Consider the following 11,830-nt stretch of genomic DNA (forward strand, 5'->3'; position numbering starts at 1 on the left):
AGACACGTGACCCTCCCCACAAACCCAAGGCGGAAAACCCTTACCTGCCTTGACAACGCAAGACAAACCCAGGGTTTAGAGTCTGAAACGTGCGCATCGTCTCGCTTCTCCCCGCAGCCACCGAGATCTGCTTCACACTCGGCGCCGGCGACGACGTCGTCGGCGTCACCTTCGAGTGCGACCACCCCGCCGCGGCCCGCACCCGCCCGATCGTCTCCACCACCACGCTGCCGCCCGGTCTCACCCCCGCCGAGATCGACGCCGTCGTCCGCGAGCGCGCCGCCGCCGGCGAAGACCTCTACACCCTCGACGCCGGCGCCCTCCGCCACCTCGCCCCCGACGTCGTCATCACCCAGGACCTCTGCGCCGTCTGCGCCCTCGACACCACCGACGTCACCGAAGCCCTCACCTACCTCGGCTGCACCGCCCGCGTAGTCACCACCAACCCCCAAACCCTCCCCGACATCCTCACCTCCATCGAACAAGTCGCCCACGCAATCGGCCGCGACAGCACACCCGTGGTTGCCGACCTCCGCGAGCGACTGGATCAGGTTCGTGCGAACCGCTCGGGCAGACGGGTGGGGGTGGTGGAGTGGGTGGAGCCGTTGTTCGGGGCGGGGCATTGGGTGCCGGAGATGGTGGCGGTGGCGGGTGGGGTGAATGTGGTGGGGGTGGTGGGTGGGCGGTCGGGGGTGGTGGGGTGGGAGGAGTTGGCGGGGGCTGAGGTTGTGGTGGTGGCGCCTTGTGGGTTTGGGTTGGAGGCGGCGGCTGAGCAGGCGCTCGGAGTGGTGGAGCGGGTGCCGGTGGGGGCTGAGGTGTGGGCGGTGGATGCGAACAGTTACTTCGCGCGGCCCGGGCCCCGGGTGGTGGACGGGATCGAGTTGCTGGCGGAGATTCTGGGTGGGGGTACGCCGGACGCAGCGAAGGCGCGACGAGTGCGGTGACGGGCGGACCGCCAACACTCACCAACTCCCGCTGAGGGTGGGTGCGCGCGTGCCGCTGAGCGTGGCGGCGGCGGTACCGCGGATAGTTGGTAAGTGGGGGCGGTGCGGCGCTAGAGAGTGCGGCGGGTTCTTAGGTAGTCGCCGACTACGGCGGCGCCGAGGCCGTCGGGGTCGGGGGCCAGGACTCGGCCGCCGGAGCGGCGGGCGAGGAGGTCTACGAAGACGTTGAGGCGGGGGTCGTCACCGAGACGGAAGACGGTGAGAGAGGCACCTAGTTTGGCGAGGCGGTCGACTTCGAAGACGGTTTTGCGGAGGGTGGCAGGCTCGGGTGGGTAGGAGAACTCGGCGGTGCCGTCGGGTTCGAGGTGGGCGGTGGGTTCGCCGTCGGTGACCATCAGGACGACAGGCTGCGCGTCGGGGTGCCGGCGGAGGTGACGGCCGGCGAGCAGGAGGGCGTGGTGGGCGTTGGTGCCCTGCTCCCACGTGCCTTCGAGGCCGATCAGCTGGGGCAGTTCGACGACGCCGGCGTACCGGCCGAAGGTGATCAGCTGGAGATCGTCGTTGCGGTACCGGGTCGAGATGAGCTGGTGCAACGCGAGCGCCGTCCGCTTCATCGGCAGCCAACGGTTCTCCTGCACCATCGACCACGAGGTGTCGACGAGCAGCGCGACCGCGGCCCGGGCCCGATGCTCGGTCTCGGCGATCTCGACGTCCGCGACGTCGAGCCGCACCGGCCCGCGCCCGGCCGTCCGCAGTACGGCGTTCCGCACTGTCCGCGGCACGTCCCAGGCCTGGGTGTCACCGAACTGCCACGGCCGCGACGACCCGCTCAGCTCACCCGCCGCCCCGGCGTTCGCCGCGTCCCGCTCGCCCGAGCCGCGCGCCGTCCGCAGGACGTCGGCCAACGCCGTCTGACCCAACTGCCGCAACGCCTTCGGCGACAACCGCAGCGAACCGTCCGGCGCGCGCTCGACCAGCCCCTGCTCCCGAAGCTGCCGCTCCAACTCACTCAGCCGCCGCGCGTCAACCGTCGCCTCATCGCCCAACTGCCGAGTCAGCGCCTCGAGATCGATATCCTCCAGCCGCGCGCCCGGATACGACTGCGACAACTGCTCGGCGAGCGCATCCAGCTCAGCCAGATCCGACATCGCCCGCGCACCTTCCGCGAGCCCGAGCGGATCCTCACCACTCATCTGCGCCGAGCCCGTCCAGTCCTCCCCGGGCCGCAGCGACTGCAACTGCGCATCGAGCTGCGCGAGCTGCTGCGCCAACTGTGGACTCCCGAAGGCCTGCTGCGACAGCGAGGCCAGCTCGGCCCGCTGCTCCGGCGTCATCGAGTTCAGCATCCGCTGCGCCGCGGCCGCCCGCTGCGCCAGGACGTCGATCAACTCGTCCACGTTCCGCGGATTCTCCGGGAAGAACTCCCCATGCTTGGCCATGAACTCGGCGAACAACTCAGGCACCTCGCCCCGCCCCTGCGCATGCGCGGCGAGCAACGCGTTCAGATCGGCGAGCATCTCGTTGACCCGCTCGACGTCCGCAGGCGTGGTCTGCTGCAGCGCCTCCTTCATGCCCTCGAACCGCGACCCGAGCAACTCCCGCCCGAGCAGCTCGCGAATCTGCTCGAACTTCTGCCGCCCCTCCGCCGACTGCCAGTCGTACGACGCCAGCTCGCGCACGGCGGCCGCCGTCCCCGAAGGAAGCGCGTCGAGCTGCGCCTCGCGGAACCGGGCGTCGTCCGACGGGTTGGGGAACAGCTCACGCCGCTCCGCCGCCAAAGCCTCATCCAGCAACCGTTGGACGTTGCGCAACGTGCCATCGAGATTGTGCCGCCGCTCAATCTCGCGACGGCGCTCCCACAGCCGGCGGGTCAGGTCGTCCAGACCCTGCGTACGCCGGGTGCCACGCCGCAGCAACTCCTCCAGCGCGGACCGCGGCGACGACCCGTTCATCACCTCGCGCCCGATCTCGTCGAGCGCGTCGCGCAGGTCGACGGGCGCGGCGAGCGGATCAGGCCCGTCGTGCCACGGGCCGTAGGACCAGCCTTCCGGGATCGTCATCAGACCCCGTAGACCGTCGAGTCGTCATCGGCGTCCTTCGCCAGCCGTTTCGACAGGTACAGCGCCTCCAGCGCGAGCTCGACCGCCGCGGCGATCCGGCCGGGCGACTCATCCGCGTCGACTCCGGCCCGGGCCGCGACGTCGTGCAGCACAGGCAACTCGGGCAGCGCGGCGAGCACATCCTTGCCCGGCACCCGCTCGCCGGTGGTCACAAGGTTGCCATCGGCAACAGCTTGGGCGAGTGGCGACAGGTCGAGACCGGCGAACCGCTCGCGCGCCGTGTCGGCCACCGACCGCCGCAGCAGGTACTCGAGCAGCTCGATCTCGCGCCCCTCCTCCCCCGGCTCGAACTCCAGCTTGCCCCGCAGGACGGCGGGGACGGCGTCCAGGTCGACCGGACGGGCGACGGCCGGCTCCTCCCCGGTGATCGCGCTCCGCCGCAGCGCGGCCGCCGCGATCGTCTCCGCCGCCGCGACCGCGAACCGGGCCGAGACACCCGACCGCTGGTCGATCGCCGGCGACTCGCGCAGGTGCCGGACGAACCGCGCCAGCACCTCCAGCAACGGCTCCCCGACCTCGGCGGTGAACTCGGCCTCCTGCCGGATCACGTCCACCTCGGCGTCGATGTCGAGCGGGTAGTGCGTCCGGACCTCGGCGCCGAAGCGGTCCTTGAGCGGGGTGATGATCCGGCCGCGGTTGGTGTAATCCTCCGGGTTGGCGGTTGCCACCAGCAACACGTCGAGCGGCAGCCGCAGCGTGTACCCGCGGACCTGGATGTCGCGCTCCTCCATCACGTTCAGCAGCGCGACCTGGATCCGCTCGGCGAGATCCGGCAGCTCGTTGATCGCGACGATCCCGCGGTGCGCCCGCGGGACCAGCCCGAAGTGGATGGTCTCCGGGTCGCCGAGGCTGCGCCCCTCGGCCACCTTGACCGGGTCGACGTCGCCGATCAGGTCACCGACCGAGGTGTCCGGGGTCGCGAGTTTCTCGGCGTACCGCAGGCTGCGGTGCAGCCAGGTCACGGGCAGCTCGTCGCCGAGCTCGGCCGCGCGCCGGATCGACGCGGGCGTGATCGGGTCGAGCGGGTGCTCGGGCAGCTCGGCGCCCTCGATCACCGGCGTCCACTCGTCGAGCAGGCCGATCAGCGTGCGCAGCAGCCGGGTCTTGCCCTGGCCGCGCTCACCGAGCAGGACGACGTCGTGGCCCGCGAGCAGAGCGCGCTCCAGCTGCGGGATCACCGTCCGGGTGAACCCGACGATGCCGGGCCACGGGTCCTGCCCGGCGCGGAGTTGTTTCAGCAGATTGTCACGAAGCTCGGCCTTCACCGACCGAGGCAGATAACCGGCGGCCCGAAGGTCACCGGCCGTACGCGGAAGTTCAGCAGGTGCACTGGTCACGTGACGACGTTAGCTCGGTCACCCCAAAATCAAGACAGCTTCGGGGTGAAACGATCGGCGGACAGGACGTGGGTGCCGAAGAAGGTGATCGGCACCCAGGGGTGCTGGGGTGAGTCGCGGGTGACGAAGTGGTTGCCGTCGGCAGGCGCGGTGGGACGCAGGTCGTACTCGATGACGGCCTGCTCAGTGAAGGCGAGCCGGTCGCCGGTGGCGCGGTAGGTGATGCCGAGCTCGCCGTCGGCCCGACGGACGACGTCGATCTGCACGGACGCCCGCGCGTACGAGCCGACGTGACGATCGTCGGTCGGGACGTCGATCGGCTCGGGCGCGGCCGGATGCGCCACGCCGGTGTAATGGGTGAAGACCTCGGAGATGAGCGGCTCGAAGAGCGCGGACCCGTTCCCGGAGTTGGTCAGGACGCAGACCGCGACGTCCGCCTCGGGGTCGATGCGCAGGAACGCCTTCTGACCAATGGTCGAACCGTCGTGGCCGAACAGGCTGCGACCGCCCCATTCGTAGAGGCGCCAGCACAGACCGAGGTCGGCGGAGGTGGTGACCGTGAGACCTTGCGGCTCCCGCATGGCGCGGTAGCGGTCGTCGGTGAGGTGCAGGCGGGCGAACTCGAGCAGGTCGCCCGCTGTCGCCGCGATCGTGCCGGCCGGGCCGATGCTGCGCGGCAGCTGCCAGCTGCGCACCGGCGTCCCCTCGGGGATCACATGGCCGACGGCGGCCCGATGCAGGATCGCCTCCTCCGGCAGCGTGCAGGTCTTGGTCAGACCGAGCGGTTCGATCAAACGAGCGCGCAGCGAGGCATCCCAACCGCGGCCGTCGAGTACTTCGATGATGCGGCCGAGCACGACGTACCCCGCGTTGCAGTACGAGTACGCCGTACCGGGTTCGAACAACAGCTCCGCGGCCCCGAGCAGCTCGACGTACCGCTCGACGCAGTCGTCACCACGCCCGGTGTCGGTGAAGACGTCGCCGTCGATACCACTGGTGTGCGTGAGCAACTGCCGCACCGTCACCCGCGGATCAATCGGCGCCCCCGGCAACAACTTCACCACGGCGTCGTCCAGCTGGAGCCGCCCCTCGGCAACCAGCTGAACGATCATCGTCGCCGTCCACGGTTTGGTCACCGACCCGAGATGAAACACCGAGTCGGCCGTGGTCTCGACCCCGGTCGCGGTGTTGAGCACGCCGTACGGAACGACCGTCAGCTCGCCGTCCGCCCAGATCCCGAGCACAGCCCCCGGCACCGCGGCCGTCGTCGCCAATTCACTCAACCGCACAGACCAGTCAGGCATGCCCCCGACCCTACTTCGCGAGCTGGTCCAGGAAGGCGCGGATGTCGTGCAGCGCGGTGTCCTCGTCAAGGCCCTGATCCTGCAGGATCTTGGTCCCGATCCCGCCGGTGTCGCGGTAGAACGCGAGCAGCAGATGTTCGGTGCCGACGTAGTTGTGGCCGAGGGTCAGCGCCGATGCGACCGCACCTTGCAGGACGTGCGTCGCGCCGCGGGTGTACGGCGGATTCTGCGCATCGATCGGCTGACCCGCCTCGCCGACCGGGCTGACGGCGTCGACCGCCTGATACAGGGTCTGCTCGGTGAGCCCGCGGCCGACGAGCACCTGCGTCGCGATCGCCTGCGGCTGCGTGAAGAACGCGAGCAACACGTGCTCTGCGCCGACGAAGTGCTGGTTGCGCCCGTTGGCGACATCCACAGCCGCGCGGACGACGGACTGCGTGCGCGGCGTGAACCGGTCGAACGACGTCGCGTCGGCGAACCGCTTGTGCGCGGCCTGTTTGCTCACGCCGAGCACCGCACTGATCTCGACCCACGACTTCCCCGCGCCCCGCGCGCGATCCACGAAGAACCCGAGCGCCGCGTCGCCCGTACTGGTCAGCTCACTGATGGTGGACGCCGCCGTCGCGAGCTGCGCCAGCTCGTCGTCGCTGCCGGCGTCCGCCTTGATCGTCGTGATGAGTTGCTGCAGATCAGGTCCAGGAGTCATGCGTCAACCTTAGGTTGACGATATCGATGCGTCAACCCTGAGTTGACGCGGTCAGCAGCCGCGGCGGACGAACTCCGTGAGCGACCAGCCGGTGCGGCCGTCGGGTAGGCGTACTTGGACCCAGGTGTCGCCGTCGCGGGGTTTGATGGGGACCAGGTGATCGCCTCGGTAGACGGTTGCCACGATCACTCGGCTGCGCGGCGCCTCGCGCACCGTCGCATCCTCCGCGCAAACGGTCAGCACCTCGTCGGCGGACTCCTTGCCGTGGGCCAAGAACGCGGCGCCGACCCCACCGAGAACAGCGATCACTGCCGCGCCTGCCACGAACTTCCCACCCCGAGCCCGCCCGAACGGCCGACCGGCCGGCCGGCCGTCGCCGACAGCCTCAGCTCCTTCCACCGGACGGAGCACGGCGGCGAGCCGGCTCCAGCGGGGAACAGCCGAGGCGGTCCTTCCGGCACCGGCCTCGCGGAGTGCGGTGGCGAAGGCTGCTGCGGTGGGGAAGCGGTCGGCGGGGTCTTTGGACATGGCGCGCTGGATGACGGGGTCGTAGGGGGTGGCAGTGGTGGGGGGCGGGTGCATGGCGACGGCGTAGGCGAGTTCGGGGAGGGTGCGTTGGGGGTGGGGGCGGCGGGCAGTGAGGAGGGCATAGAGGGTGCCACCGAGGGCGTAGACATCGGTGGCGGGGGTGGCTGGTTCGCCGCGCCATTGTTCGGGGGCCATGTAGGCGACAGTTCCGGCCATCGAACCGAGTGCGGGGCCGGAGGCGCTGCGCAGCCAGGCGTCGCCGCTGAGGTCGAGGCCGGTGGTCGATTCGAGACTGGCGAGCTGGCGGGCGACGCCGAAGTCGGCGACCAGCGGCCGGTCGCCGTCGAGGATGATGTTGGCCGGTTTGAGGTCGCGATGAATCACCCCGGCCCGGTGCACCGCGTCGACGGCATCCGCGACCGCGCCGAGCAGCTCAACGACGCGCGCGGCAGGCAGTGGGCCTTCGTCGTCCAGCAGGGCTTGCAGATCAGGCCCGCTGAGCCGGTCCATCACAAGCCAGGCCTGGTCGCGCTCACCGCCGACCTCGTGCACGCGCACAACCCCGGGGTGGACGACGGACGCCGCCAGCCGGGCCTCACGGCGCAGCCGGTCACGGTACTGCGGGTCGACCAGTTCCGGATGCACCACCTTGACCGCGACGGACCCCCCATCGGCCAGCCGGCTCGCCGCGTACACCACCCCTGTCGCACCCGCACCCAGCGGCTCCGCCAGGCGGTAGCCAGGTACTTCGACGATCACGGAGGGCACATTAACCTGCACTGTCAGCTTCTGGAAGGGATTCTGCTGCCAGGTCGACGAGCGGTGCCAGCTGTGCCACCTCGGCCAGAACTTTGCGCCGGAAACGGTGCAGATTGCCCGGTTCGTCACCAGTTGCGCGCAGCGGGGAGAGCAATTGGCGGACGGCGCGACCCAGGTGGTCATCGGCGGCGTCGTCCGCGATCGGGAGCAACTCGCGGGCCTCGGCGAGCGACTGGCTGAGCAGCTTGAGCCGGATCGGCTCCTCCAGCAGCAGGGCCGCGACGCGGAGCATCCGGCGGCCGGCCTTCAGGGCGAACTCGGGGCTGATCGGCTGCGCGGGCGCATCGCGCTGGGCGCGGACGACGTCGATCCACGGCTCGATGGTCGCGCCGCGCCAGATCGGGCCGGAGGAGAGCTCGCCGTCCGGCTCGGGGATGCCGTGACTGCGGCGCCGGCGCCAGGCGGTGACGAGCTGGCGGTTCAGGCCGAGCGCGTCTGCGATCTCGGCGATGCCGTAGAAGGCCTTGCGTTCCGCGCCCATCGGCTCACTGTATCCACTGATGACACCTGTTGCCATCTTGAGTGACACGATCTACCGTCATCACAGATGACAATCCAACGGAGGTTCTGATGACACGGAAGACCGCCCCCTTCCTCATCGCTCTCACCCTCGGCGCACTGGTCACCGGCGCCGCCACCGCGCACGCCGTCGAGCCGCCCGAGCACGCGGTGATCACCTGCCAGGACGCGACCATGTACGAGAACTACAACTTCTCGATCCCGGGTCCGGTGAACCGGATCCGCACCCTGGAGAACGGCAACAAGGTCGGTCACACTCGCGGTAAGCACCCGGTGTACAACGGCTGGGCCTCGATCCAGGACTTCGGCCCGAACGACTGGGGTTTCGTCCGGTACGAGTGCCTCGGTGGCTGGGGCAGCTGGTGAACCGCGTCGTGCGGATCACCGCACTCACCGCCGCCCTGCTGACCGCCGGAACCGCACTGACCGCGGTTCCGGCCCACGCCGCCAACGGGACCGTCGGCGTCCGCGAGACCGTGTGCGCGGTCGACCTGGAGCTGCGCGTCAAACCCGGCGGCGCCCGGATGGGCACCCTGCACAAACCGCAGACCTTCCTGGTCAAGGAGATCCGCGGCGAGTGGGCCTTCGGGTTCGCGTACGGCGACATCAACCACGACGGCTGGGTCCAGGACGGGTGGTTCTGCTGATGCGCCGGCTGCTCGGCGCCGCGATCGCGGCCGTGCTGCTGGGCGTCGGCGTACCGGCGCAGGCCGTCAATCAGTACGTGACCAAAGGCAACGTCACCAAACCGGCCGCCTGTAACAACCACGGGACCATCCCCGCGGGCGGCTGGCTGGCCAACAAGTCCTGCGGCTACGTGATGGGGACGGCGATCGCCGGCACCCGCTTCGACGTCCACACCACGACGCCGAACAACTTCCACTTCGGCCGCTGGCGCGCCGGCGACGGCTCCAACTTCTGCGCCTTCCTGGTGCCCGCCGCCCTCGACCTCTCCAGCTCCACCCCGGTCGCCGCGAGCTGCTCCGCCGACACCAGCGAGCGCCTGTCGCACCGCCGCAGCTTCGGCCGCGACTTCGACGCCGCACCTCACACCGGCAACGGCGCGATCATCGTCCGCATCAACCCGTCCGCCTGCACCGGTTACTACAACTACTTCACCGACTCCACCTACAGCACCGGCCGCCTGCACGACCCGGTCAACTTCCCCCTCCCCACCACCGGCGGCTACCGCTACTCCACGAACGACCTGGGCGCCTCGATGATCCGCGTCGACGCTCTCGGCGAAACCATCTGGCTCTTCGTCGCCCGCTCCTGCATCGCCTCCCAGCTCCCCGCCAACCTCAACAACCAGAACGACTGACACGAACGACAGGAGGTAGTCCGCCCCGCCGGGGCTCCGCACGCCCCCGCCCCGCGTGCGGAGCCCCGGCTGACCCCACCACCTCCTGTCCTTGGCGCTACCGTTTCCGCGTGCAGGGGATTGCGGATGTCATCGGGCCGAAGCTCAGGGTCTTGTTCTGCGGGATCAACCCAGGGTTGATGTCGGCAGAGACGGGCCATCACTTCGCCCGGCCGGGGAATCGGTTCTGGCCGGCGTTGCACCTGAGCGGGTTCACGCCGCGGCAGTTGAAGCCGGAGGAGCAGAGCGAGCTGCTCGGCTGGCGGTTGGGGATCACGAATGTGGTCGAGCGGCCGTCGGCGAAGGCCGGCGAGTTGAGCAAGGCCGAGCTGGTGGCCGGCGGGGAGCGGCTGGTCGCGAAGGTGCTGGAGTTCGCGCCCGAGTGGCTGGCGGTGGTCGGGGTGACGGCGTACCGGGACGCGTTCGGGGAGCGGGACGCGGGGATGGGATTGCAGGAGAAGCGAATCGGGTCCACTCGGGTGTGGGTCTTGCCCAACCCGAGCGGACTCAATGCGCACTACACCCTGCCCAAACTCGCGGCGGCGTTCGCCGAGCTGGAGCACGTCAGCTGAGCGCCTTGCGGAGGGTCGAGATCGCGAGCTCGATGGCGGCGGTCGCGGCGTAGGTGTCGCGGAGGGCGTCGAGCATCACGAAGTCGTGGATGATCGCGGCGAACCGGACGGCAGTCGTCGGGACGCCGGCTTCCAGCAGCTTGGCCGCGTAGGCCTCACCCTCGTCGCGCAGGACGTCGGCCGCACCCGTGATGACCAGCGCCGGGGGCAGCCCGGTCAGCTGCTCGGTCGTCGCACGCAGCGGCGATGCGGTGATCTGGTTCCGCTCAGCCTCGTCGGTCGTGTACTGGTCCCAGAACCACTTCATCCCGTCCCGCGCCAGGAAGTAGCCCTCGGCGAACTCGCGGTACGACGCCGTGTCGAACGACGCGTCGGTGACCGGGTAGAACAGCACCTGCTGGACGAAGTTCACATCCCCGCGCTCCTTGGCGAGCAGTGTGACGGCCGCGGTCATGTTGCCGCCGACCGAGTCGCCCGCGATCGCCAGCCGGGACGCGTCCAGCCCGTGATCTTTGCCGGAAGCAACGATCCACCGGGCGACGGCGTAGTTCTGCTCCAGCGCGTGCGGGTAGCGCACCTCCGGCGACAGGTCGTACTCCGGGAACACCAGCGCGGCGCCGGCGCCGACGGCCAGCTCGCGAACCAGCCGGTCGTGGGTGTGCGCGTTGCCGAAGACCCAGCCCGCGCCGTGGATGTAGAGGATGACCGGGAGGACGCCGGTCGCACCCTGCGGCTTGATGATCCGCGCCCGCGTCCCGTCCGCAGCGGTGATCCACTCCTCGTCGACCGGCAGCTTCGGGTAGTCGGTGCTCTGCACCTCGTCGACGGCCTTGCGCCCCTCGGCCGGCGGCAGTTCGAACAGGAACGGCGGCTTCGCGGTGGCGTCGGCGAAGGCCTGCGCGGCGGGCTCGAGAACAGTCATGGTGATCTCCTCCTGGCGGGGTTCGAAAGTGGAGAACGTGCGTTCTCCCCGATGTCCTGTACTCTAGGAGAACGATGGTTCTCCGCGCAAGGTGGCGCGGGTCACAGGAGGAGAAACGGATGGCGATCGACACCGCGACAGCGCAGCAGCAGGTCCTCGACGCGGCCGACGCGCTGTTCTACGAGCGCGGCGTCCAGGCCGTCGGGATGGACGCGATCCGGACGGCGTCCGGTGTCTCGCTCAAGCGCCTCTACCAGCTGTTCCCCTCCAAGGACGTGCTGATCGAGGCCTACCTGGACCGCCGGGAAATCCGCTGGCAGACGATGCTCGCCGACCACGTCGAGGCCAAGACCGACCCCCGCGACCGGATCCTCGCGGTCTTCGACTTCCTCTATTCCTGGTCCAACCAGCGCGACTACCGCGGCTGCGCGTTCATCAACGCGTTCGGCGAGCTGGGCACGGTCTCACCGCGCGTCGCCGAAATGGCCCTCCAGCACAAGGAGGGCTTCCGCCAAGCGCTTATCCAGCTCGGGACCGCAGCCGGCGCGACCGACGCGGAGCGCCTCGCGGACCACCTGATCCTGCTCAGCGAAGGCGCGATCACCCGCTCCGCGATCTCCGGCTCCCCCGACCCCGCGCTCCGCGCCCGCGAGGCCGCCACGCTGATCCTGGACGCGTCCCTCCCCCGCTGACTCGCTC

At 69.9% G+C, this 11,830-nt stretch carries 13 protein-coding genes; 6 read left to right on the forward strand and 7 right to left on the reverse strand.

The window, feature by feature from the left end; all coding sequences use genetic code 11:
• The first annotated feature begins 89 nt into the window (after positions 1 to 89).
• Complete coding sequence (locus tag HPO96_RS03190; RefSeq protein ID WP_171670830.1) at positions 90 to 944, forward strand: TroA family protein; 855 nt, start codon at positions 90 to 92, stop codon at positions 942 to 944.
• 110 nt (positions 945 to 1,054) lie between these two features.
• Here HPO96_RS03190 and HPO96_RS03195 read toward each other — a convergent pair whose 3' ends face one another.
• The 6 genes from HPO96_RS03195 to HPO96_RS03220 are packed head-to-tail and all read right to left on the reverse strand — an operon-like array spanning position 1,055 to position 8,239.
• On the reverse strand, positions 1,055 to 3,004 hold the full coding sequence (locus HPO96_RS03195; RefSeq protein WP_238354683.1) for a vWA domain-containing protein: 1,950 nt from the start codon (positions 3,002 to 3,004) through the stop codon (positions 1,055 to 1,057).
• Positions 3,004 to 4,401: an ATP-binding protein gene (locus HPO96_RS03200; RefSeq protein WP_171670831.1), complete on the reverse strand. Its 1,398-nt coding sequence runs from the start codon at positions 4,399 to 4,401 to the stop codon at positions 3,004 to 3,006. Before HPO96_RS03200 ends, HPO96_RS03195 begins: the two co-directional genes overlap by 1 nt.
• Positions 4,402 to 4,430: 29 nt before the next feature.
• Entirely contained in the window at positions 4,431 to 5,705 is a 1,275-nt protein-coding gene (locus tag HPO96_RS03205) for a serine hydrolase domain-containing protein (protein WP_171670833.1), read from the reverse strand.
• A gap of 10 nt (positions 5,706 to 5,715) precedes the next feature.
• Entirely contained in the window at positions 5,716 to 6,411 is a 696-nt protein-coding gene (locus HPO96_RS03210; RefSeq protein WP_171670835.1) for an ATP-dependent Clp protease ATP-binding subunit, read from the reverse strand.
• A gap of 51 nt (positions 6,412 to 6,462) precedes the next feature.
• The gene (locus HPO96_RS03215; RefSeq protein ID WP_171670836.1) at positions 6,463 to 7,698 is read right to left on the reverse strand and encodes a protein kinase domain-containing protein; all 1,236 of its coding nucleotides are present in this window, start codon (positions 7,696 to 7,698) and stop codon (positions 6,463 to 6,465) included.
• 10 nt (positions 7,699 to 7,708) lie between these two features.
• Entirely contained in the window at positions 7,709 to 8,239 is a 531-nt protein-coding gene (locus HPO96_RS03220; RefSeq protein WP_171670838.1) for a hypothetical protein, read from the reverse strand.
• An 89-nt stretch (positions 8,240 to 8,328) separates the two neighbouring features.
• Between HPO96_RS03220 and HPO96_RS03225 the strand changes: the two genes are divergently transcribed.
• The 4 genes from HPO96_RS03225 to mug all read left to right on the forward strand — a co-directional run bounded on the left by HPO96_RS03225 (position 8,329) and on the right by mug (position 10,209).
• Positions 8,329 to 8,643 (forward strand): hypothetical protein, encoded by a 315-nt coding sequence (locus HPO96_RS03225; RefSeq protein ID WP_171670840.1) that lies wholly within the window; start codon positions 8,329 to 8,331, stop codon positions 8,641 to 8,643.
• A complete protein-coding gene (locus HPO96_RS03230) occupies positions 8,640 to 8,924 on the forward strand; it encodes a hypothetical protein (RefSeq protein WP_171670842.1) in 285 nt (94 codons plus the stop codon). The genes HPO96_RS03225 and HPO96_RS03230 overlap by 4 nt, the downstream gene beginning before the upstream one ends.
• A complete protein-coding gene (locus HPO96_RS03235) occupies positions 8,912 to 9,598 on the forward strand; it encodes a hypothetical protein (RefSeq protein ID WP_171670843.1) in 687 nt (228 codons plus the stop codon). Before HPO96_RS03230 ends, HPO96_RS03235 begins: the two co-directional genes overlap by 13 nt.
• Positions 9,599 to 9,708: 110 nt before the next feature.
• Positions 9,709 to 10,209 (forward strand): G/U mismatch-specific DNA glycosylase, encoded by a 501-nt coding sequence (gene mug, locus HPO96_RS03240; RefSeq protein WP_171670845.1) that lies wholly within the window; start codon positions 9,709 to 9,711, stop codon positions 10,207 to 10,209.
• Here mug and HPO96_RS03245 read toward each other — a convergent pair.
• The gene (locus HPO96_RS03245; RefSeq protein WP_171670846.1) at positions 10,202 to 11,131 is read right to left on the reverse strand and encodes an alpha/beta hydrolase; all 930 of its coding nucleotides are present in this window, start codon (positions 11,129 to 11,131) and stop codon (positions 10,202 to 10,204) included. The genes mug and HPO96_RS03245 overlap by 8 nt on opposite strands.
• Before the next feature lie 119 nt (positions 11,132 to 11,250).
• Between HPO96_RS03245 and HPO96_RS03250 the strand changes: the two genes are divergently transcribed.
• The gene (locus HPO96_RS03250; RefSeq protein WP_171670848.1) at positions 11,251 to 11,823 is read left to right on the forward strand and encodes a TetR/AcrR family transcriptional regulator; all 573 of its coding nucleotides are present in this window, start codon (positions 11,251 to 11,253) and stop codon (positions 11,821 to 11,823) included.
• Positions 11,824 to 11,830: the final 7 nt, after the last annotated feature.

Origin of the sequence: Kribbella sandramycini (genome assembly GCF_013131805.1) — a bacterium.
In the GTDB taxonomy this organism is placed as follows: Bacteria; Actinomycetota; Actinomycetes; order Propionibacteriales; family Kribbellaceae; genus Kribbella; species Kribbella sandramycini.